Source organism: Enhygromyxa salina (assembly GCF_002994615.1).
GTDB classification, from domain to species: domain Bacteria; phylum Myxococcota_A; class Polyangia; order Nannocystales; family Nannocystaceae; genus Plesiocystis; species Plesiocystis salina_A.
On record NZ_PVNK01000207.1, the window covers coordinates 48048 to 69558 of the forward strand.

The window sequence follows — 21511 nt, forward strand, 5'->3', positions numbered from 1 at the left end:
GAAACCACGCGACGCTGGGGAATCCTGCGCACTCAGGCGACCGCGTGACCGGACTCTGCGAGGTCTCGTCGAGCACGCTCGATCACCCGCACGGCCTCGTCGTCGCTCATCTGATCGAAGTTCTCGTACCACACGCCGACCGCGAACAGGTTGGGCGGCGTCAGCAGACAGATGACGCGATCGACCTCGGGCTCGAGCGCGCGGACCGACTCGGGCGCCGCGACGGGCACCGCGATCACGATCTTCCTCGGACCCTGGGCACGGATCGACGGGATCGCGGCCCGGATCGTGCCGCCGGTCGCAATGCCATCATCGATGACGATGACGGTGCGGTCGCGCAAAATCGGTCGCGGAGCGCCACCGCGATAGAGCTGGATGTGGGCCTCGACCTCGCGTTGTTTGTGGGTGATCGCGTCGCCGAGCTCCTCCTCCGAGAGCCCGACGCGGCCGAGGATCTTCGGACACAGGTGCACGCTCCCGCCCTCGGCCACGGCGCCCATGCCGAGCTCGGGCCGCCAGGGGACGCCGATCTTGCGCGTGACCCAGACATCGAGGGGCGCCCGGAGAGCCCGCGCGACCTCATCGCCGATCGGTACGCCCCCGCTCGGGAGCGCGAGCACGATCGGATCGTCGACGGCGTAGGAGGCGAGCTCCATCGCCAGCTGCCGCCCGGCATCCTCGCGGTCGCGGAACCTCAGGGTCACCTGGCCTCCTCGGTCAAAGAGACCGGCACCCGCTTCATGCCCCAGTCGCCCGGCTCCGCCGCGAAGTGGCCAGGCACCCGCTCGCCGCAGGCGTCGCAGCGGCCCTCGGCGTCGAGGTGCCAGTTGGTGATCGCGTAGCCGTCGCGGCCGACGAGCTCCTGGCCACAGTGGGTGCAGTAGGTCGACTGGCCGTGAGTGTCGCGAATGTTGCCAGTGTAGACGTATTGAAGGCCCGCGGCCTTGGCCTGAGCGCGGGCCCGCCGCAGCGTCGCCGCCGGCGTCGGCGGCACATCCGTCACCTTGAAGTCGGGATGAAATGCGCTGAAGTGGAGGGGCACGTCGGGTCCGAGCTTGTCCACGAACCACGCGCACAGCTGCTCGACCTCGGTCTCGCTGTCGTTGTATCCGGGGATCAGCAAGGTCGTGACCTCGAGCCAGACATCGGTCTCGTGCCGGAGCCACTCGAGGGTGTCGAGCACTGGATCGAGGTGGGCGAAGCAGGTCTTGCGATAGAAATTCTCGGTGAACGCCTTGAGGTCGATGTTGACGGCGTCCATGTGGGCGTAGAAGTGAGGCAGGACCTCCGGGGTCATGTAGCCGCTCGAGACCGCGACGGTCTCGAGCCCGTGCGCGTGGGCCTCGATCGCGCAGTCAATCGCGTACTCCGCAAAAATGGTCGGATCGTTGTAGGTGAACGCGACGCTCCTGCAGCCGGCCTCTGCGGCGGCCTCGGCGACCCGCGTTGGCGACGCCGAGGCCGCGAGGACGCGGTCCTCTCGGGCCCTCGAAATGTCCCAGTTCTGGCAGTGGCGACAACCGAGGTTGCAGCCCGCCGTCCCGAAGGAGAGCACGCTGGACCCGGGATAAAAATGATTGAGGGGCTTCTTCTCGATTGGATCGATGCAGTAGCCGCTCGCGCGGCCGTAGCTGGTGAGCACGATCCCGCCATCTCGGGCCTCGCGCACGAAGCAAAAGCCCTTTTGACCCTCGCGAAGCTTGCAAAAGCGCGGGCAGACATCGCACTGGATGCGTCCATCCTCGAGCACGTGCCACCACTGACCGCGGACGACGCCGGGCTCGATCTCTTCGCGCAGTGGTGTCGCCCCTGCCATGGCTTAGCTCGCCGCCACGTGCTCAGCGCTGTGGGCGCTGACACGGCTGCTGAGGCCCTCGACGCCCTTCTCCCGGCCACAGTGAGCGCAGCAGAACATCTCGTCGCCGGACTCCACGCCGTGACCCAGGATTCGGCAGCCGCAGTTTCGGCAGACCGGCGCGAGCTTGTGAATGGCACACTCGAAGGAGTCGAAGGTGTACGTGTGATTGTCTAGCTTTATCTCGAAGCTGTGTTCGTAGTCGTTGCCGCAGGTCATGCATCGTGCCATGGGGGATTCACCTCTGACTCCAAGTTTGCTGCACCCTCCATGCCACCGCAGGTCTTTCGTTAGCGCAAGCCTAGCGCCCCGCGGGGCGCCCGCTGGTGTATGTCTTGCAGATTACCGTTGTCGACGGAGACCCTCGTGGACCTCAGCGCGCTCGACCGAGTGACCGATCTGATCTGGCGGCGACCGGCGACGGGGCCGATGAAGGTGCCAGTCGTGCTCTACGGCGACGAAGCGCTCGTCGGCGAGATGGACGACAAGGTCCTCGACCAGGCCACCAATGTGGCGACCTTGCCGGGCATCGTCGGCGCCGTCTACGTCATGCCCGACGGACGCTGGGGCTACGGCGCTCCGGTCGGTGGTGTGGCCGCGTTCGACGCCCAGGCGGGCGGCGTGGTGTCGCCCGGCGGCGTCGGCTTTGACATCTCGTGCGGGGTCCGGTGCCTGCGGACCGGTGGCGGCGTCGAGCGGGTCAAGGCGGCGCAATACCCCCTCGCGGACGCGCTGTTTCATCGAATCCTGGCTGGCGTGGGCTGCACCGGGCGGATTGACCTCGACGACAGGCAGATGAAGGCGATGCTGCGCGGCGGCGCGCGCTGGGCCGTGGAGCAGGGCTGGGGGCGCATCGAGGATCTCGACCGAATCGAGGAGTACGGCTGCATGGCTGGGGCCCGGCCCGAGCACGTGTCCGCGCGCGCTCAGTCCCGTCAGCGAAGCGAGCTGGGCACGCTCGGCTCGGGCAATCTCTACCTCGAGGTCCAGCGGGTCGCCGAGATCTTCGCGCCCGAGCTCGCGGCCGCGTTTGGGCTGGTCGTCGACCAGGTCGTGGTCAGCATCCACTGTGGCTCGCGCGGGCTCGGCCATCAGATCGGGACCGACTATCTGGGCGAGATGGTCCGCGCCGCCGAGGGCTACGGACTCGACCTGCCCGACAAGGAGCTCGCGTGCGCACCGATCGCGTCGGCGCTCGGCCAGCGCTACCTCGGGGCCATGCGCGCGGGCATCAACTGCGCCCTCGCCAATCGTCAGATCATCACGCACCTGATCCGGCGGGTGTTCGCCGACGTGGTCCCCGGCGCCGAGCTCGAGCTCATCTACGATGTGTCGCACAACACCTGCAAAGAGGAGGAGCACGTCATTGACGGCGCGCGCCGTCGCTTGTTCGTCCACCGCAAGGGCGCGACGCGGGCGTTTGGGCCCGGGCACCCGGAGCTGACCGAGTCCTTGCGCGAGCTCGGCCAGCCCGTGTTCATCGCTGGCACGATGGGGACCGAGTCTCAGGTGCTCGTCGGGACCTCCGACTCGATGGCGCTCTCGTTTGGATCGGCGTGTCACGGCGCGGCCCGCCGAGTGAGCCGAGCTCAGGCGACGCGCAGGTGGCAGGGCCGCGAGCTCGCCGATGAGCTCGTCGAGCGCGGGATCCTCATCAAGGCGGTCGGGCCCCGCGGCGTCGCCGAGGAGGCTCCGGGGGCCTACAGAGACCTCGGCGGAGTCATCGACGCGGTCGACCACGTCGGGCTCGCGCGCAAGGTCGCGCGGCTCGAGCCGCTGATCTGCATCAAGGGCTGAGGCCGTGAGACACCCAGGAGCCCGCTCGGGTTGAGCATCGTGCACGCCGAGAGCGGGGCGACGGCGATCACGTGGCGGACCGACCGGGGCACGGGTTGTCGCATCACGAGGCATGCCGTGTGGCTTCGGCCTGTGGTGATCGAGTAGCCTGCGGCATGCGCCGCTCGCTGTCCCTCTCGTGTCTGCTGCCGCTGTTCCTCGCGTGTGCGAAGCCCGACGCCGATGACGGCGGCGATGCCCTCGAGGGCGCGACTACGCAAGACGAGTCCGATGGTCCCGACGGCGGCGGCGACGGCGACGGCGAGGGCAGCCAAGATGGAGACGGAGACAGCTCGGGAGACAGCTCTGGAGATGGCGATGGCGACGGCGACGGCGACGGCGACGGCGACGAGGGCGAGGGCGACGGTGACGACGGCCCCAAGTTCGATCTCGGCACACCCGACGACGTGCCCGCGCCCGAGCTGGTCCCGGTCAAGGAGCTGCCCATGCTCGAGTCGATCACCTTCTACGAGCGCACAGGCGGCGCGACTCCGGATCCCTTCACGTTCACGGTCGATGGCGCCGAGTTGACCGTGCGCCTCGACGACCCCCTGGCCAACGCCAACCACGACATCGACGGCGCGAGCGGGGAATTCTACGACGTCTACTACTCCGACGAGGACGGCCAGTTTCAGCTCGACGGCAGCTACCTGACGATCTCCGGGACCTTCGCCCAGGCCCTCCCGGCCGGCGGCGGGCTCAACCTCGCCGAGATCAGCCTCAACTTCTCGGACCAGACCGTCGAGTACGGCAACTACGTCGCCAGCTTCGTCGCCCTCGGGGACAACGCCGCGCCCGAGAACGTCGAGCGGGCGATCGACGGAGATCTCCAGACGCACACGACCATGGGCAACACGGTCGGCCAGATGGAGCGCTTGCGGGTCACGCTCGGGTTCGACAGCACCTCGGGGCCGCCGAAGTAGGCTCGCTATTCTCGGAGCTCGAGGGCGAGCTCTGAGCGCAGCTCGATCTGTGCAAACACGGCCTCGGACATCCGCGTGACTCCAGCGTAGGTCTGCGTGTCGCTCATGCAGCTCGCGCTCTCGTAGCTGCGCTCGATGACCGCGACCTCCATCTCGCGGTCACCGTGGACCGCGAGGATGTTGGGGTTGTACGCGCTCATGGTGTAGGCCTCGCCCTGCCAGTCCGGGTGCGCGCGCCGGGCCAGGACCTTCAGGCCGCGCACGCGGGTGATCAGCTCGCCGCCGTTAAACAGCACCTCGACGGGGCGCTCGGACCCGCGTGGGGACAGGGGCACCTCGTCAAACACGTTGGGCCTGGGGGCGAGCTGCACGGGTTGGGCGATCATCGGTACGAGGGGCTCGGCGTCGAGCAGAGCGTTGAGCTCGGGGAGGCGGGCCTCGAAGGCGCGCCGAGCTCGGGCACAGTAGACCCGGGGGGCAGACTCGTAGTCGCCGGGGGCGAGGGCGCGGGCGTCGTAGATCTCGACGCTGCGCTCGACCGCGTCGTCGAAGTCGCGCCAGACCAGGACCACGCGGGACTCGTCGTAATCCGAGGGACCCTCCGGGCGCTGAAACTCGACGTTGACGACGCGCTCGGTGTCGCGGTTGACGGCGGGCAGGCCCTGGCTGGCGAGGCCGAACTCGCAGGGTCCGGCGTAGCCGGTCTCGTCGAGGCTCAGGTGTGGCGGGCCGCTGGGCTCGCCGTAGGTCACGGGCCGCCACGGCCCGTCTTCGTCGAGCTCGGGGCGGGGCAGCGGCTCGACGGGCCGCTCGGGGGCCGGCTCGGCCTGGCGATCCGGGGCCGGGACGAGCTCTAGCAGCCCGGGGTGCAATGCATCGTGTCGCCTCGCGCCGGAATGTTCGCCGAGGGCGCGAAGCCAAAACGCCGCTGTACCGGGCGTACTGGAAGTTTTGGCGACAAAGCCCTCGGCGAAAAGGCCAAGCGAGGCGGCGCGAGGCATTGCACCCCGGGCTGCTAGCAGGCGATCGTCGAGGGCGCCGTTGAGCGCGGCCTCGTCGTCGATCCTGTCGCCCTCGATGGAGCCGCAGGTGCAGGCCAGGGAGTCGCCTGTGACGAGGGCGATCAGGACCAGCTGCAGTCGGGTGCGCGTGCTCATCGCCGCGACTACGCACGATCGATGTCGACGATTCCGGACAGGGTCCCAGCCCTGCGGGCCCTCGCTCGCGCGCGACGAGCAGCGGCGCCTGCTGGTCCGTGCGCTGCGGCGGATCCCCTTGGAGCCGCAGGTCGCGATCGGGCTGCCCTGCACGTGGCCCTGTCGGGCCTGCAGAAGGCGGGGCTGTTGAACCTGGCCCATCGACCGTGTGTTCGTCTCGGCACAAAGCGACCGACCAAGCGAGTCATCCGTGAGCACTCGAAGTGGGAGAGCGAGCTGTTCCAGGAGGATGATCGCTGCCATGGGCTGCTTCAGCTCTCGGCGTCCTCGCGCGGGGTGAAGCAGACCCGCGCGACGCTGCGGCGTCGGCCGACGCGGGTGACCTCGGCGTCGAAGGCCCCGACCACGAGCTTGTCGCCCTGCCGCGGCAAGCGGCCGAGCGTGGCGATGATGTAGCCCCCGATCGTGTCGTGGCTGTCCTCGAGCTCGACGCCGAGCAGGGCGCTCGCCGCTGGCAGGTCGAGGGCGCCGTCCATGTCGATCACGCCGTCCTCACCCTTCTCGAACGGCTCTTGGAGCTCGTCGCGCTCGTCGTGGAGCGGCCCGACGATCTCCTCGAGGGCGTCTTCGAGGAACACCATGCCGACCGTCGTGCCGTGCTCGTCCTGGACGATCGCGCCCTGGTGGCCGGTCTGCTGCGAGCCGACGATGAAGCGCGACAGGGGCTGGGTGTCGGGCACGAACTGCGTTGGTCGGGCGATGGCCTCGAGCTCGACCTCGCCGCCCGCGAGCAAGGTGTCGAGCACGTCCCGGGCGAGCACGATGCCGACGACCTCGTCGAGGTTCTTGTTGCACAGCGGCCAGCGCGAGTGACCCAGCGAGCGCAGGCGCTCGAGGTTGTCCTTCGTCGGCGCGCTCAGATCGAGGAACGCGACCGAGGTCCGCGGCAACATCACGTGGCGGACCTCGAGCTCGACGAGGTCGAGGATGTTCTCGGCAAAGATCCGCTGGCGGGCCGAGATGTTCCCGGCCGAGGCCGCCGCGCCGATGATGCCCTTGAGCTCGCGGACGTCGGCGTTGTGCTCACCGTGCCCGCCCGAGACTCCGACCAGGCGCAGCAAGCCGTTGGACAAGACGTTGACCACGATGATCAGCGGCTTGAACATCATGGTGAAGATCTTGAGCGGCAAGGACAGGCGCAAGGAGGTCCGCTCGGCCGTGTGGATCGCCCAGATCTTCGGCCACTGCTCGCCGAGCACCATGTGCAGCAAGGTGACGATCGTCAGGGCGAGGCCGAAGGAGACCACGTGCAGGGTCGTGCTGCCGTGGGTGTCGATGCCGACGGACTCCGCCCCCAGCTCGATCAGGGCCGCGAACGCGGGCTCGGCGAGGTAGCCGAGGACCAGGCTCGCGATCGTGATCCCCAGCTGGCAGGCCGAGAGGTACAGATCGAGCTCGTCGATCATGGCCAGCAGCCGCTTGGCCCGCGCGTCGCCCTGCTCGGCCAGGGCTTGCATGCGCGCGGGACGGGTCTTGACCAGCGCGAACTCGGCGGCCACGAAGATTCCGTTGAGGAACACGAACACCGCAGTCCAGATGAGCTTGGCGAGCATCTCACCATGGGATTTCGCCGATCCGGACCGCAGACTCAAGGGCCGCCGCCACGTCAAGCTCACAGCTGCGCTGGTTGCGCAGCCTGCGAGCGCGCGCTTCAGGGCATCGTCGTCGACAGCAGGACCGTCACGTTGTCGCCGTCGGCGTTGGCGGTGACGATGTCGAGCTGGCCGTCGTCGTTGAAGTCGGCCAGCGCGACGGCCATCGGCCGCATGCCCACGTCGAAGGTCAGCGCGGGTGCGAGGGTCGTGTCGCCGTTGCCGAGCATCACGCCGACCTCGTTGGCCGTCGACGACGCGTAGACGACGTCGACGTTGCCGTCGTCGTCGACATCCCCGACCGCGAGCGAGTCGGGCCCGACCTCGACCGAGATCGGCGTTGGCTGGTTGAACATGCCGTTGCCGTCGCCTGGGAACACCGTGATGATGTCGAGGGCCCCCGACGCGACGACGAGGTCGAGGTTGGGGTCCGCGTCGAGGTCCGCGAGGATCAGATCGTCGGCTGCGTCGGCGATCACGAGGTCGAACACGTCGAGGTAGGGCGGATCGGGCAGGAAGTGGACGACGGTCAGTGAGGGGCCGAGGTTCGAGACCGAGATGAAGTCCGAGTAGGGGTCTTGGGTCAGGAAGCCGGCGGTCACGGCCACGGCGGGGTCGGCCGTCGGCGCCGCGTCGAGATCTCCGGCGAGCCCGAGCCCGGTCCCGTGGGTGATCAGGATGCCCTGATCGCCGATCGCCCCGACCACGCTCTCGAAGTTGCTGTCGAGGGTCAGGTTGCCGACGTCGAGGTCGACGATCGCGGCCCCGATCGCGTCGGTCTCGGGGGCGTCGAAGGCGACGGCGTCGCCCGTGTTGGTCAGCATGCTCATCGACTGCCCGCCCGCGTTGCCGACGACCAGATCGATGCCCGCGTCGTCGGGCGCCTCGGGGTCGAGGTTGACGGCCGCGACCGCGACGGGCTCGACCCCGGTCGGGTAGAAGCTCGGGGCCCCGAAGTCACCCCCGCCGAGGTTGCGCAAGACCGCGACGTTGTCCCCGCCAGCGTTGGCCGTGACGATGTCGCGCTCGCCGTCGCCGTCGATGTCGGCGACGATCACGTCCCGTGGCCCGAACCCGGCGCCGAGCTCGACGCCGACCTCGTAGCAGATCGGGTCGACGCAGCCGCCCTCGGTCGTGCCGTCGTCGTTGGTGTCGTCGTCGTCGTTGGTGTCGTCGTCGTCGTTCGTGTCGTCGTCGTTCGTGTCGTCGTCGTCGTCGTCGTCGTCGTCGTCGTCGTCGTCGTCGTCGTCGTCGCTCGTGCTCGTCGTGTCGTCGCTCGTGGTCCCGCCGCTCGTGTCTGCGTTGGTGCTGACGTCGTCGCTGGGCTGCGGATCGGCGAAGCACGCGAGGGGGACGAGAAGGGCAAGTGGAGCGATCAGAGTTCGGGGCATGGCGCATTCTACGTCGCGCGCCTGATTTGTGCTTGTTCGGGTGGGTGAGAGTGAGCGCATCGACTCGAGACACGCTGGACGCCGAGCCGAGCCGCGGGTGGGGGACACTGGCGCGATGCGCTCGAGGACCGTCTCGGCTTCGGGCGATGGGGGGGTCGTGTACGCGGCCTACGGTCCCGAGCCCGACCGCCGGGGCGCCGGTTGAGCTCTCGCGCCCGCGGGGTCGTGACCCGACCGACGCGCGGGCCCACCTGGTGGTCAGTGACGACGGGCGCGTCTAGCAGCCCGGGGTGCTAGGTCATGGACTCTGGCCTCGCGCGGGTCGACGCCGAGCACGACCCGGACCCGAGCCCGGAGATCGGGCGAGGTCGGCCCGCTCAGGTCGCGACGCTGGCGAAGCCTCAGCGCGTGGCGATGCCGGCCAACGACATCGCTTGCTCGCGCGGGATCTCGCGACCTTCGCGGAAGAAGTGGACGGGCTTGCCCATCAGCAGCTTGACCTGGCGGCGGAGCGGCAGCTGCCGGAACTCGGCAGCGCCAAACTTCTGCGCCGAGTCGCCCTCGCCGAACACGACCTCGTCGAAGCCGGGCCCCGGCGCGGCGTCGCGCTCGCGCTCGTGCTCGTGCTCGTGCTCGTGCTCTTCGATGTAGCGGGTCAGAGCTTGCTCGATCAGCTCCTCGACCGGGCGACCGAGGCGCTCGGCGACCTTGCTGAGGCGAGGCAGGAGCGATGCAGGGACACCAGGCTTGGGGGTCGACATGGTCCGCAGGATACACGATTCGCGCCCCCGGCGCGTCACGAAGATCGGGGGATGAGTCCGGACCCGACGAGGTCTGACTCCGGGACCGAAGGCGGCGGGACGATCGGTCCGCCGCCCTGAGTCGCCAAGCGATGCTCGCTCGAATTGGTGGCCCGGAATCGGGCCACTTTGCATTGGGCAGGATAAGTGGCCCGGAATCGGGCCACCTCCCTATTGAACAGGTGGCCCAGAATCGGGCCACTTTAAAACACGACACCATCTAATTGACATTCAAACCCTCACCCCTCACAGTGCGCTCGATATCAGTGAAGGCCGAACCGAATGCCCGGTAAAACCCATCAGAACATCAGGCGACTGTTCCGCAAGTTTCCCGACAGGGTCCTCGCATACGCCCGCGAGGCCGGCGCTCGCCTCGAACTCGACCACGACCTCATCCATGAAATCTCGGGCGAATTCGACGATCCTCTCGGCTCGAGCGAGCCCGTGCGGGCAGATCTGGTCATTGTCGGTCGCAATGAAGGGCGGCCCGAGGGCGCAATCGTCCTCGAAATTCAAAAAGACAAGGATCCGAACAAAGCCTGGACCATGATCCTCTACCGCGCCGCGGTCCGGCGCCTCTTGAAGTGCCCCGCCTGGAACCTGGTGTTCAGCCCCGACCCCGAAGTCCTCCGTTGGGTGCGCGAAGATTTGTTTCAACTCGAGCCCGAGTTGACCCCGTTCGTAATTACGCCCGAAATGATCCCGGCAATTATCGACCTCGAAAGTGCGCTTGCCGACATTCCCGCCGCGGTGCTGGGCGTGGTCATGCATGGCGGCGACCCCGAAGCCGTGGTATCAGCAGCAGTGACCCTCCAGGCGCTGTTCTCGATCCGGCCGTCTGATTTGGGCAACTACCTTCAGCTCGTGAGCGCGAGCATCAGCGAGGAAGTCATGCAACAAGCCCGAAGCCACCTATCCGAAGAAGACGACGAGGAGCTGTCCGAGTGGGAGCGACGCAGCGGGGCGTTCACCAAGGGGCTCCGCGAGGGCCGCGAGGCCGGCCAGCGTGAAGGTCGGCGCGAAGGCCGCGAAGAAGGCCGCGAAGAAGGCCAGCGCGACGCCCTTCGGGCCGTCCTCGCAAACATCCTGGAGGCACGCGGCATCGGACTCGACGAGCTCACGCGCACCCGCATCCATGCCTGCGAGTCCCTCGAAGATCTGAAGGCGCTCGTCGTCCGCGCCAGCACCATCACCACGCTCGATCAGCTCTTCGTCACCCCGAACTGAGCGCCGCTCAGCCCGCCGCTCAGCCCGCCGCTCAGCCCGTGGGGCTGGGGTTGATCACCGCCGTGCCGACGCCGCCGAGCTACGCATCGCTCGCCCGTCATCGTGTCGGCCCCGGACCACAGACCGATGTGGGCGACCGAAGCCAACTGGCATGGCGAGGTCATGCTGCGGGCTGCTAGCAGCCCGGGGTGCAATGCCTCGCGCCGCCTCGCTTGGCCTTTTCGCCGAGGGCTTTGTCGCCAAAACTTGTAGTACGCCCGGTACAGCGGCGTTTTGGCTTCGCGCCCTCGGCGAAAATTCCGGCGCGAGGCGACACGATGCATTGCACCCCGGACTGCTAGGAGGCGCGGGGAGGCGCGGGGCTACGAGTCCGGCGTGATCGCGGCGTCGAGCCGCGCGAAGGTCACGAGCTCGGCGAGCACGCCCTCGCAGACCTCGAGCTGGCGCGAGCAGTCCTTGCCCGTGCGGTTGGGGATCGTCGCCACGATGCGCTCGCCACCGCTGGCCAGGCGCACGCGCCCGTCGGTCGCGTCGGACAGGCCCACGGCCACGTCCACAGCGAGCGGCGTCTCGGGCCCGAGGCGGATCGACAAGCGCATCCCGACGAGCTCGAGGCTCAGCGCGCGCAGCCGCCGCCCGTAGCTCTTGCACGCCATCATCAGGCCGAAGTGCGTGGCCTCGACCGGGAGCTCGCCGTAGCGATCGTGGAGCTCGGTCATGACCTCGCGGACCTCGTCGGCGTCGCGCGCCGTGCTCAGGCGGCGATAGAAGTCCAGGCGCTGGCCGACGTCCTCGACGTAGGTGTCGGGCAAAAACGCAGGCACGTCGAAGACCAGCTCGGGGTCGGTCTCGCGCAGGATCGGGTCGCCGCGCAGCTCGGCCACGGCCTCGCCGAGGATCCGCGCGTAGGCCTCGAAGCCGATCGCCTGGATGCTGCCGCTTTGCCTGCGCCCGAGCAGATCCCCGGCCCCGCGGATCTCCAGGTCCTGGCTCGCGACGTTGAAGCCCGAGCCGAGCTCCGAGTTGCGCTGGATCGCCTCGAGTCGGCGCCGCCCGTCGTCCGAGAGCCGCTCGAGCGAGTTGACCATCAAGTAGCAGTAGGCCCGCAGCTTCGACCGACCGATGCGACCGCGGAGCTGGTAGAGCTGCCCGAGCCCGAACTGATCGGCGCGCGCGATGAACATGGTGTTGGCGCGGGGGATGTCGAGGCCGCTCTCGATGATCGTCGTCGAGACCAGGACGTCGGCCCGATGCTCGACGAAGTCGACCATGGTCTGCTCGAGCATGTCCGGCGGCATCTGCCCGTGGGCGACGATGACCCGGGCTTCGGGGCACAGCTCGCGGATCCGCACGGCGTGCTCTTCGATGCCCATGACCCGCGGCACCACGTAGAAGATCTGGCCACCGCGCGCGAGCTCGCGGCGGATGCCCTCGTCGAGGACCACGTCGCTGTGGCGGGTCAGGTAGGTCCGGATCGCCAGACGATCGACCGGCGCGGTCGTGATCATGCTGATCTCGCGCAGCCCGAGCAGCGACATGTGCAGGGTCCGGGGGATCGGCGTGGCCGTCAGCGTGAGCACGTCGACCGAGGTCTTGAGCTGCTTGAAGCGCTCCTTTTGCTTGACCCCGAAGCGCTGCTCCTCGTCGATCACGACCAGGCCCAGGTCCTTGAAGCGGACGTCGCGCCCGAGCAGGCGGTGGGTGCCGACGACGACGTCGATGTCGCCCGCGCGCAGCAGCTTGATGGTCTGCTTGCGCTCGGCCGTCGACGCGAAGCGGTTGAGCACGCCCACGCGGAGCGGGAAGGCCTCCATGCGCTCGGAGAAGGTCAGGAAGTGCTGCTGGACCAGGACCGTGGTCGGGGCCAAGACCGCGACCTGTTTGCCCGAGGCCGCGACCCGAAACGCGGCCCGCAGCGCGACCTCGGTCTTGCCGAAGCCGACGTCGCCGCAGACCAGGCGATCCATCGGTTGGGGGCTGGACAGGTCGCCCTGGACGGCGTCGATCGCGTCGGCCTGATCGGGGGTCTCTTCGAAGGGGAAGGTCTGCTCGAACTCGGCGAACATCTCGTCGGTCGGCGGGTACGCGTGGCCGCTGAGGGCCTCGCGCTGGGCGTAGATCTGGAGCAGCTCCTCGGCCATCTGGCGGACGTCTGCGCGGATCTTGCTCGCCTTCTTCTCGAAGGTCTGACCGCCCATCTTGTCGAGCTTGGGCGGCTTGGCGTCGGCCGCGACGAAGCGCTCGATCTCGCCGATGCGGTGGACCGGCAGGTAGAGCTTGTCCTTGCCCGCGTACTCGACGATCACGAAGTCGCCCGGGACCCCATGAATCGCGAGCTTGGTCAGGCCGATGTAGCGGCCGACGCCGTGCAAGAGGTGGACGACGTAGTCGGCGACGTTGAGCTGCGCGAGCGAGGCCAGGCCCGCGCCGCGCTTGCGTCGGCGTTGCTTGCGACGCGCGACCGAGCCGAAGATCTCGGACTCGGACACGACCAGGAGGCGGTCGGCCTCGCTCGCAAAGCCCTCGGACAGCGAGCCCGGGAGCACGCGGACCCGCAGCCGGGGCAGCCCGAGCCCGCCGAGCTCGCGCAGCGGCCCGCGCTCGCTCGCGGCCTCGGGCAGCTCGAGGCTGAGGCCGTAGCCGCGCAGCATCGCCGTGAGGCGCTCGGCGTGGGTCAGGTTGGGGGCGACCAGGATCACGTCCCACGGGTCGCGATCGGCCGCGTCGAGCTGCCCGTCGAGGACCGCGTGATCGTGGACCCCGAGCTTGCGGATGTGCTCGACGACCGGCCGCAGCAGCTCGCCGCCTTTTTGCCCGCGCGCGGCCTCGAGCTTGGTCTTGAGCTCGAGGTTGTGGCCGAGCTCGATCCGCAGGAGCTTGCGCGACAGCTGCTTGGTCGCGGCCTTCGCCTCGGGGTCGTAGAGGTCGAGGCGCTGGCCGACGACGGCGGTCTCGCGCACGCGGGCGCGCAGCTGCTCACGGGTGACGAAGAACTGGTCCGGGGCGGCGACGAGGTGCTTGGCCTCGATCGCGCGCCGATGCTCGAACTCGATCTCGTCGAGCATCCGCTCGCCGAGGCCGATCAGCGCCTCGGGCTCGTCGAGGTACCAGCGGGTGTCGGCGGGCAGGTGGTCCCACAGCGGGTCGAGGCGCTCGTGAAAGATCGGGGTCAGCGCGTCGACGCCGAAGAAGTCGACGCCAGCTTGGAGGTTCTCGATCACCTGCCGCGTCTTGCTGGTCGGGACCTCGATCTGGTCGCCGAGCTCGAGCACCGCGAGCCGGAGGTCGCGCGCGCCGGTTGCGATGGTCTCGCGGACCGGGTGGACGCGCAGGGATCGGACCTCTCGCAGGCTGCGCTGGCTGTCGGGGTCGAACATGCGGATGCGCTCGATCTCGTCGCCCCACCACTCGAGCCGGGCGGGGAAGCGCTCGATCGGCACCCACACGTCCATGATCCCGCCGCGGATAGCGAAGCTGCCCGGATCGCCGACGAGGTCGACGCGCTCGTAGCCGGCCGCGAGCAAGAACGCCGCCGCCTCCTCGCGCCCGAGCTCGCCCTCGGTCCGCCACTGGCGGCACAAGCTGGCGAAGCCCGCGGCGGGGATGGTCTTGCGCAGCGCGCTGCGCAAGCTCGTGATGATGAGCTCGGCCTCGCCCGCGCGGAGCCGCTCGAGCGCGGCGAGCCGGCCCCCGACCGCGCGCGGATCGGGCGAGACGTCGCCGTAGGGGGAGACGTCGATCTCGGGGATCAGCAAGATCCGCGAGCTCTGGTCGAGCTCGGCGGGCGAGACCCCAGCGAAGAAGCCGACGTCGGCGGCGACCTGTCGCGCGCTCGCGTCGTCGGCCGCGAGGTAGCAAAGCGGCGCGTCGGTGTCGGGGTCGGCCATCGCCCGGGCCAGGAGCAGGCCGCGGTAGCCGCCCTCGGCCCCGAGCACGCGGGTGCGCCGACCCGAGCGGAGGGCAGACAGGATCGGCGCGATGGCCTCGATCGCTTGGTGAGCCATGGGACGCTGAGGTCGGACGTAGCCTACTGACGGCGCTCGGACAACGGCGCCGCGCGTGCGAAGACGAGGGGCGTGCAAAGGGCGTACTGTGACCCGATATGACCGAGCTCGCTCACTACGCGCAGGAAGACCACGTCGCCGTCATCACCCTCGACGACGCCAAGGCCAACGCCCTCGGGCCCGAGATGGTCGCGTCGATCAACCGCGCGCTCGACCGCGCCGAGGGTGAGGCCAAGGCGGTGGTGCTCGTGGGCCGGGCCGGGCGCTTCTGCGCGGGCTTCGATCTGCGCGTCTTGATGTCGGGAGCCGAGAGCGCGCGGCCCCTGGTCCTGGCCGGCTGCGAGCTGTTCTTGCGCGTCTTCAGCTTCCCCACGCCGCTGGTCGCCGCGTGCACCGGGCACGCGGTCGCGGGCGGCGCGTTGATCTTGCTCGGGGCCGACGTCCGCGTTGGGGCCCAGGGCGCGTTCAAGATCGGGCTCACGGAGGTCCAGATCGGGATCCCGCTGCCGAAGCTCGTGTGGATGCTGGCCCGCGACCGCCTCGATGTGCGTCAGTGCTACGAGGCCACGCTGATGGCCAGGGTCTACGACCCCGCGGGCGCCAAAGCCGTCGGCTATCTCGACGAGGTCGTCGCCGCCGACGAGGTCGTCTCGCGCGCGATGGCCCGCGCCCACGAGCTGACGCGTCTGCCCCTGCCGGTCTACGCCCGCAGCAAGGCCAGCATGCGCGAGGGCATCGTCGCAACGATCCGCGAGACCCTGACCGAAGACCTCGACAAGCTCCTCAGCGTGACCGGTGCGCGCCCGGGCGGGTCATAGCCCCCTTGGGAGCCCGTGGTGCAACCCCTCGCGCCGTCTCGCTTGGCCTTTTCGCCGAGGACTGTGTCGCCAAAACTTGCAGTGGGCGGCCGCGGGGGTCATTGCACCTCGCTAGGAGCCCGTGGCGCAACCCCTCGCGCCGTCTCGCTTGGCCTTTTCGCCGAGGGCAGTGTCGCCAAAACTTGCAGTGGGCCCACCACAGCGGCGTTTTGGCTCCGCGCCCTCGACGAAAATTCCGGCGCGAGACGACACGATGGGTTGCACCACGGGCCCTAGGTGCAGAGCCCGATGCCGTTGAACAGCTCCACGCAGGTGCAGTCGACCGGCGGGTTGTCGACGGCGCAGAACTCGGCGCATACCCCGTTGGTGTTGCAGCCGAGGCCGCTCTCGCAGTCGTTGAGATAGGCACAGGACTCGCCGAGCCCGAGGTTGACCGAGGTCGGGATGCACCCGAATTCCATGTTGGCGGTCAGCCCGTAGCAGCCCTCGCTGAAGGCGCAGTCGTCGGCGAGCGGATCACACTGCGCGAAGCACAGCGGCGGGGCCGTCATCGCGCAGAACTCACCCAGGTCGCAGGTCGGGTTGGCCTCGCTGCCGCCGCAGACCGGGTTGCAGGTGCCGACGTTGGGGTCGCCGCTGTACATGCAATAGGCCCCGCCGACGCAGTCGTCCTCGGCGAGCTCACAGGGTTGACCGACCTGCTTGGGCGCCGGCGGCAGCTGTGTGCAGATCGGCGGATCGTAGGAGGCGTTGCACTTGAAGCCGTCGATGCAGTCCTGGGTGTAGACGTCACACGCGTCGCCGGCGCCGAGCCCACAGGTGTGCGAGCCGAGGTCGCACGAGCCGTCGGGGCAGTCCGCGTCGGAGCCACAGCCGGGCATGCACTCGTTGGTGCCGAGGTCGCAGTACGAGCCGTCGGGGCACGCTTCGACGGTGCAGTCGACGATCTCGCACACGCCCCCATTGCACACGCCCTCGCACGCGTTCCCGCACTCGCCGCAGTTGTCGGGGTCGACGTCCGGATCGATGCACGCGCCGTCGCACGACAGCTCGCCGGTCGGGCACTCGGGGTCGTCCGTGCCGTCGCCGGTCTCGCCGTCGCCGTCGCCGTCGCCGCCCGGGATCCCGATACAGAAGTTGGCCACACACTGGAGGCCCGGGTAGCACTGGCCGACGTTGCACTCGCAGTTGAGCGTGCCGGGGGCACAGGTGCCGGTGCCGGGATCCTGGACGCACGCGCCGAGGCCAAACCCGAGCACGGACGCGAGTGACAGGGCAGCAAAGTGAATTTTCCGCAGTGGGCTCGAGGCCATGACGGATTGTAGGGCAGGCCAGGTGCGTCGGAAATGGTCAGCTCAGTCTGCCGCGCGCGGACCGACGAGACCCTCCGACAGTGAGAAATAGCAACAATTTCAAGTATCTGACCGCCGGACGTGGGAGCCCTGCTAGGCTCGTCGACGGTGAATGCACCCCTGCGGACCTCTCTGAGCCTGGCCCTGATCGCCTGTACCCCGACACCCGGGCCTGGGCCGACGGATCCGGGCGAGCGCGTGGAAGAAGATCGAGATCGAGACGTTCGAGGCCCGGATGCCGACGCCGAGCAGGAAGCCGAGGCCCGCGCGGCCGCGCAGGCCAAGGTCGACGCCGCGGCCCGCCGGATCATCCAGGAGGTCGCCGCGTCGCGCGGGCTCCCGGTCTCGGGGGAGTTCAGCGTGGAACTGATCAGCAAGGACGGCGTCCGCGAGTTCGTCCGCGAGGTCATGCACGAAGAGATGAGCGCCGAAGAGATCCAGATCTCCGGCCGGGTCCAGGCCGCGCTCGGCGTGGTCCCGGTTGGCAGCGACGGCGAGCAGGTCCTGCTCGATCTGCTCGAGTTCGGGGTCCTCGGCATCTACGATCCCAAGCGCAAGACCCTGCTGATCGGCGACTTCGTCGATCGCGGCGCGCTCGGCATGGTCGTCGGCCACGAGGGCGCCCACGGCCTCCAAGACATGCACTTCGACCTCGAGGCCCTCAACCACATGACCAAGGGCCGCAGCGACCTCGACACGGCCAAGACCTTCCTGATCGAGGGCGACGCCCAGGCCTCTTATTTGGCCTGGATGACCGGCAGCGAGGGCATCGGCAGCATCGGCGACGATCTGCTCGAGACCCAGGCCGACCTCGTCCTCCAGATCCAAGACGGCATGGGGATCCCCTATCCCACGCTCGCGCGCATGCTCCAGATGCCCTACACCGACGGGACCCGCAGCGTGATCGAGCTCGCCCGCAGCGAGGGCTGGGGGGCCGTCGACGCGCTCTACGCCGAGCTGCCAACGACCACCGAGCAGATGCTGCACCTCGACAAGCTCGTCGAGCGCGAGCCCGCGCGGCCCGTGAACATCGACCGCGCCCCGCTGCTCGACTTGCTCGGCGATCACGAGGTCACCTGGGAGGACGAGCTCGGCGAGGCCAGCTTGTTGGCGATGATCGCCGACGTCGCGCCGCCCTTCGCGGCTCGCGCGGCCGCGGCCGGCTGGGGCGGCGATCGCTACATCGCCCTCGACCACAAGACCGACCAGGCCGCCGCGCCGTTGCTGGTCGGGGTGATCGTCTGGGACAGCGCGGCCGAGGCCAAACAATTCGAGCCGCTGTTCCGGGACTACCTCGAGAAGCACAAGCCCAACGCGCACCTGCTGGTTCGCAAGCGCGACAAGGTCCTCTACGCGACCCACCACCACGACGCGCTCGGCGTCGGCGAGCCCGACGCTGCCCTGGCCAAGGCGGCGTGGCAGGCGTTCTCGTTCTAGGGAGACGAAAGCATGAGCAAGCGCCCCGAACTTCGCCCCATCTACAGCCTCCTCGGCCGTGTTCAGCGGCGCGAGCGGGCGGCCGAGGCGCTCGCGCTCACGGTCCGCGTCGCGCTGCCCGCTGGCCTGATGATCGCCGCGTTCGCGGTCATCTCGGCCCGGCTGCTGATGACCCCGGTCAACTGGACCGTGGCCGCGGTCGCGCCGATCCCCGTGGTCCTGGCCTGGGTTGCGATCCGCCGCCGCTCGATCCGGGCGACCGCGCGCAAGGTCGACGCCCACTACCGCCTCCACGATCGGCTCGGCAACGCGATCGAGTTCGCCGAGCACGACGCCAAGATCCCCCAAGACGACCCGCGGACCCGCGAGATGGCCGAGCTGGCGATCGCCGACGGGGCCTCGAGCATCGGCGGGCTCGCGGCCAAGCCCGTCGTCCAGTTCGTGGTCCCGCGCCCGCGGCTGCTCGATGGCCTCGCGCTCTCGCTGCTCCTGGCCGCGCTGCTGCTCCCCCAGCGCGAGCCCGAGCAGCCCGACGATCGCCTGCTCAGCGGGCCCGAGGAGACCGAGCTCGAGACCCTCGACGAGGCCCGCGGCCTCGACATGACCCGCGCCGAGCCCCTGCGCGAGGAGCTGCGCAAGCTCGAGGCCAGCAAGGAAGAGGAGATCGCCCGGATCTCCAACGAGCTGCTCGGTGTCCTCCAGGACCTCGAGTCCGGCGAGCTCGACCGCGCCGACGCGCTCCAGCGCCTCGAGCAGCTCGACGAAGAGCTACAAAAGGCCGAGGCCGACCTCGAAGAGCAGCTCGAAGAAGACCCCTGGATGCTCGCCGAGGGCATGCGCGAGCTCGCCGAGGATCTGCGCGAACACGAGATCATGCGCGAGGTCGCCGAGGCCCTGGCCAAGTCCGACGCCGAAGAGGTCGAAAAAGAGCTCCAGGAGCTCATGGATCGGGCCGAGGCCGAGGGCGGCGACCTCAAAGAGGAGCTCGACAAGGCCCTGAAGGAGATGGAGCGCTCGCTGTCGCGGACGGCCAACGAGAACACCGGGACCGAGAAGGCCAAGGAGCAGGCCGAGCGCGAGCTTCGGCGCCAGGAGAAGAAGCCGGCCGAGGACCCCGAAGAGCAAGAGCGCGCGCTCGAGCGCAAAAAAGAGCGGCTCGAGGAGCTCCAGCGCCAGGCCGATCGCGAGAAGGCCGCGCGCGAGAAGCTCGAGCAGCTCAAAGAGCTCTCGCGCAAGTCCCAGGGCAACAGCCAGTCGAGCGGCGCCCAGCAAAAGCGCAGGGACGCCCAGCAAAAGCTCAGCAAGGGCGCGGGCCAGGCCAGCAAGCAGTCGCGTCAGCAAAAGCAGATGGGTGAGGTCCGTGACGCCATGGATCAGGCCAAGTCCTTCGTCCAGCGCTCGGGTCAAAACGGCGAGTCCCAAAACCGCCGCAAGCAGCAACAAAAGGCGTTCCAGAAGGCCGCCAAGGGCCAAAAGGGCAAGGACGGCAAGCCCGCGACGATGCTCGTCGAGGGCGAGGTCGGCGACAACCCCGACGGCGTGATGATGGGCGAGGGCCAGGAGGGCCAGGAGGGGCAGGGCGAGGGCGAGGGCGAGGGCCAGGGCAATCAGCCTGGCCAGGGTCAGCAGCCCGGCGCTGGCCAGGGCCCCGGCATGGGTGACGGCAGCGTCGAGGCCCTCGGCGACGCCTCGCGCAAGGACGTCGACGTCAACAACGAGCGCGTCGACGCCAAGCAGGGCAAGGGCCAGACCCGGTCCGAGGTGATCGAGACCGCCAGCCAAGAGGGCTTCGCAACCGAGAGCTACAAGCGGGTCTACCGCGACTACAAGAGCTTCGCTCAGAGCGCGATGGACAGCGACGAGCTGCCCGAGGGCCAGCGCCGCCGGGTCAAGCGCTACTACCAGATGATTCAGCCTCAGAACTGAGCTCAGCGCTGAGCCCAGAACCAAGCAGGACCCGGGCCGATCGAACAATCCGCCCCGGTCGCTCGTTCGTTCGCCAAGCGCTAAGCTGCCCCGGCCTCCGATGAACCAACCAGCCCAACCCGAAGCCAACACCGCGCAACAACTCCAGGCCCTCGCCCAGGATCTTCGCAAGCTCGTCGACGAGGTTCAGCAGACGATCGTCGGCCAGGACGCGGTCATCCACGGGGTGATCACCTGCTTGCTCGCGGGTGGTCACGGCCTGCTCGAGGGCGTCCCTGGCCTCGGCAAGACCCTGCTGATCCGGACCGTCGCCGAGGCCGTGTCGATGAGCTTCAACCGGATCCAGTTCACGCCGGACTTGATGCCCGCCGACATCCTCGGGACCTCGGTCCTCGTCGAGGGTGAAGACGGCAGCGTCGGTCGGACCTTGCAGTATCAGCCGGGCCCGATCTTCGCCAACATCGTGCTCGCCGACGAGATCAACCGCGCGACGCCCAAGACCCAGTCGGCGATGCTCGAGGCCATGGCCGAGAAGCAGGTCACGGTCGGCGGCAAGACCCGCGCGCTGCCCAAGCCCTTCTTCGTCCTCGCGACCCAAAACCCGCTGGAGCAGGAGGGTACCTACCCGCTCCCGGAGGCCCAGCTCGATCGCTTCTTGTTCAAGATCAACGTCGAATTCCCCGACGAGGAGGAGCTGATCTCGATCCTGGATCGCACGACCGGCAGCCACCAAAACGAGATCAAGCCGGTCATCAACGGCGAGCGCCTGGTCGAGATGCAGACCCTGGTTCGCGCGATGCCGGTCACGCCGAGCCTGACGCGCTACGTGGTCCGGGTCCTGCGCGCGACCCACCCCGCCGACAAGAACGCGACCGAGGGCGTCAAGCAGTACGTGCGCTTCGGCGGCAGCCCGCGCGGGGCCCAGTCGGTCCTGCTCGCGGCCCGGGTCCGCGCGGCGATCGAGGGCCGGACCTCCCCCTCGGTCGAAGACGTCAAGGGCGTGGTCCCCCAGGCCCTGCGCCACCGGGTGCTGCTCAACTTCGAGGGCGAGGCCGAGGGCGTGTCGGTCGACGCCGTGCTCGAAGAGGTGCTCGCCAAGGTCAAGCCCGACTGAGCCCGCGCTCGCGCGAAGG

At 69.0% G+C, this 21511-nt stretch carries 16 protein-coding genes; 7 read left to right on the forward strand and 9 right to left on the reverse strand.

What is annotated here, in order from left to right; all coding sequences use genetic code 11:
• Positions 1 to 32 precede the first annotated feature (32 nt).
• Genes ENSA5_RS24190 through ENSA5_RS24200 form a run of 3 tightly spaced genes read right to left on the reverse strand, consistent with a single transcriptional unit; the run spans position 33 to position 2074 of the window.
• The gene (locus ENSA5_RS24190; protein ID WP_181198085.1) at positions 33 to 704 is read right to left on the reverse strand and encodes a phosphoribosyltransferase; all 672 of its coding nucleotides are present in this window, start codon (positions 702 to 704) and stop codon (positions 33 to 35) included.
• The gene (amrS, locus tag ENSA5_RS24195; RefSeq protein ID WP_106394060.1) at positions 701 to 1816 is read right to left on the reverse strand and encodes an AmmeMemoRadiSam system radical SAM enzyme; all 1116 of its coding nucleotides are present in this window, start codon (positions 1814 to 1816) and stop codon (positions 701 to 703) included. Before amrS ends, ENSA5_RS24190 begins: the two co-directional genes overlap by 4 nt.
• Before the next feature lie 3 nt (positions 1817 to 1819).
• Complete coding sequence (locus ENSA5_RS24200) at positions 1820 to 2074, reverse strand: metallothionein (protein ID WP_258182997.1); 255 nt, start codon at positions 2072 to 2074, stop codon at positions 1820 to 1822.
• A gap of 147 nt (positions 2075 to 2221) precedes the next feature.
• Between ENSA5_RS24200 and ENSA5_RS24205 the strand changes: the two genes are divergently transcribed.
• Both ENSA5_RS24205 and ENSA5_RS38155 read left to right on the forward strand, forming a co-directional pair.
• Positions 2222 to 3652: an RtcB family protein gene (locus ENSA5_RS24205; RefSeq protein WP_106394101.1), complete on the forward strand. Its 1431-nt coding sequence runs from the start codon at positions 2222 to 2224 to the stop codon at positions 3650 to 3652.
• Positions 3653 to 3807: 155 nt separating this feature from the next.
• Entirely contained in the window at positions 3808 to 4614 is an 807-nt protein-coding gene (locus tag ENSA5_RS38155) for a hypothetical protein (protein ID WP_181198086.1), read from the forward strand.
• A gap of 5 nt (positions 4615 to 4619) precedes the next feature.
• Here ENSA5_RS38155 and ENSA5_RS24220 read toward each other — a convergent pair whose 3' ends face one another.
• The 4 genes from ENSA5_RS24220 to ENSA5_RS24235 all read right to left on the reverse strand — a co-directional run bounded on the left by ENSA5_RS24220 (position 4620) and on the right by ENSA5_RS24235 (position 9575).
• Entirely contained in the window at positions 4620 to 5771 is a 1152-nt protein-coding gene (locus ENSA5_RS24220; protein WP_106394064.1) for a hypothetical protein, read from the reverse strand.
• 311 nt (positions 5772 to 6082) lie between these two features.
• A complete protein-coding gene (locus tag ENSA5_RS24225; protein WP_106394065.1) occupies positions 6083 to 7384 on the reverse strand; it encodes a hemolysin family protein in 1302 nt (433 codons plus the stop codon).
• 98 nt (positions 7385 to 7482) lie between these two features.
• On the reverse strand, positions 7483 to 8814 hold the full coding sequence (locus tag ENSA5_RS36320; RefSeq protein WP_146156055.1) for an FG-GAP repeat domain-containing protein: 1332 nt from the start codon (positions 8812 to 8814) through the stop codon (positions 7483 to 7485).
• A gap of 401 nt (positions 8815 to 9215) precedes the next feature.
• Positions 9216 to 9575, reverse strand: a complete 360-nt coding sequence (locus tag ENSA5_RS24235) for a ribbon-helix-helix protein, CopG family (RefSeq protein ID WP_106394067.1) — start codon at positions 9573 to 9575, stop codon at positions 9216 to 9218.
• 321 nt (positions 9576 to 9896) lie between these two features.
• Between ENSA5_RS24235 and ENSA5_RS24240 the strand changes: the two genes are divergently transcribed.
• On the forward strand, positions 9897 to 10841 hold the full coding sequence (locus ENSA5_RS24240) for a hypothetical protein (RefSeq protein ID WP_106394068.1): 945 nt from the start codon (positions 9897 to 9899) through the stop codon (positions 10839 to 10841).
• Between the two features lie 362 nt (positions 10842 to 11203).
• Here the strand turns inward: ENSA5_RS24240 and mfd are convergent, their stop codons facing one another.
• Entirely contained in the window at positions 11204 to 14845 is a 3642-nt protein-coding gene (gene mfd / locus ENSA5_RS24245) for a transcription-repair coupling factor (RefSeq protein ID WP_106394069.1), read from the reverse strand.
• 98 nt (positions 14846 to 14943) lie between these two features.
• Between mfd and ENSA5_RS24250 the strand changes: the two genes are divergently transcribed.
• A complete protein-coding gene (locus tag ENSA5_RS24250) occupies positions 14944 to 15663 on the forward strand; it encodes a crotonase/enoyl-CoA hydratase family protein (protein WP_106394070.1) in 720 nt (239 codons plus the stop codon).
• Between the two features lie 272 nt (positions 15664 to 15935).
• On the opposite strand, the gene ENSA5_RS24255 is transcribed toward ENSA5_RS24250, so the two are convergent.
• Positions 15936 to 16976 (reverse strand): hypothetical protein, encoded by a 1041-nt coding sequence (locus ENSA5_RS24255; RefSeq protein ID WP_146156056.1) that lies wholly within the window; start codon positions 16974 to 16976, stop codon positions 15936 to 15938.
• A 147-nt stretch (positions 16977 to 17123) separates the two neighbouring features.
• Here ENSA5_RS24255 and ENSA5_RS24260 point away from each other — a divergent pair, with 147 nt between their 5' ends.
• From ENSA5_RS24260 to ENSA5_RS24270, 3 genes are all read left to right on the forward strand, one after another.
• Complete coding sequence (locus ENSA5_RS24260) at positions 17124 to 18452, forward strand: hypothetical protein (protein ID WP_146156057.1); 1329 nt, start codon at positions 17124 to 17126, stop codon at positions 18450 to 18452.
• Positions 18453 to 18464: 12 nt separating this feature from the next.
• A complete protein-coding gene (locus ENSA5_RS36325; protein ID WP_146156058.1) occupies positions 18465 to 20378 on the forward strand; it encodes a DUF8809 domain-containing protein in 1914 nt (637 codons plus the stop codon).
• Between the two features lie 100 nt (positions 20379 to 20478).
• Positions 20479 to 21492, forward strand: coding sequence for an AAA family ATPase (locus ENSA5_RS24270; RefSeq protein WP_106394073.1), 1014 nt, complete (start codon positions 20479 to 20481; stop codon positions 21490 to 21492).
• Positions 21493 to 21511: the final 19 nt, after the last annotated feature.

What these genes read in the sequence shown, in the direction of transcription:
- ENSA5_RS24250 (WP_106394070.1), top strand. Translation starts at nt 14,944, where the DNA reads ATGACCGAGCTCGCTCACTACGCGCAGGAAGACCACGTCGCCGTCATC.
- ENSA5_RS24200 (WP_258182997.1), bottom strand. Translation starts at nt 2,074, where the DNA reads ATGACCTGCGGCAACGACTACGAACACAGCTTCGAGATAAAGCTAGAC.
- mfd (WP_106394069.1), bottom strand. Translation starts at nt 14,845, where the DNA reads ATGGCTCACCAAGCGATCGAGGCCATCGCGCCGATCCTGTCTGCCCTC.
- ENSA5_RS24235 (WP_106394067.1), bottom strand. Translation starts at nt 9,575, where the DNA reads ATGTCGACCCCCAAGCCTGGTGTCCCTGCATCGCTCCTGCCTCGCCTC.
- ENSA5_RS24240 (WP_106394068.1), top strand. Translation starts at nt 9,897, where the DNA reads ATGCCCGGTAAAACCCATCAGAACATCAGGCGACTGTTCCGCAAGTTT.
- ENSA5_RS36325 (WP_146156058.1), top strand. Translation starts at nt 18,465, where the DNA reads ATGAGCAAGCGCCCCGAACTTCGCCCCATCTACAGCCTCCTCGGCCGT.
- ENSA5_RS38155 (WP_181198086.1), top strand. Translation starts at nt 3,808, where the DNA reads ATGCGCCGCTCGCTGTCCCTCTCGTGTCTGCTGCCGCTGTTCCTCGCG.
- ENSA5_RS24225 (WP_106394065.1), bottom strand. Translation starts at nt 7,384, where the DNA reads ATGCTCGCCAAGCTCATCTGGACTGCGGTGTTCGTGTTCCTCAACGGA.
- ENSA5_RS24270 (WP_106394073.1), top strand. Translation starts at nt 20,479, where the DNA reads ATGAACCAACCAGCCCAACCCGAAGCCAACACCGCGCAACAACTCCAG.
- amrS (WP_106394060.1), bottom strand. Translation starts at nt 1,816, where the DNA reads ATGGCAGGGGCGACACCACTGCGCGAAGAGATCGAGCCCGGCGTCGTC.
- ENSA5_RS24255 (WP_146156056.1), bottom strand. Translation starts at nt 16,976, where the DNA reads ATGGCCTCGAGCCCACTGCGGAAAATTCACTTTGCTGCCCTGTCACTC.
- ENSA5_RS36320 (WP_146156055.1), bottom strand. Translation starts at nt 8,814, where the DNA reads ATGCCCCGAACTCTGATCGCTCCACTTGCCCTTCTCGTCCCCCTCGCG.
- ENSA5_RS24220 (WP_106394064.1), bottom strand. Translation starts at nt 5,771, where the DNA reads ATGAGCACGCGCACCCGACTGCAGCTGGTCCTGATCGCCCTCGTCACA.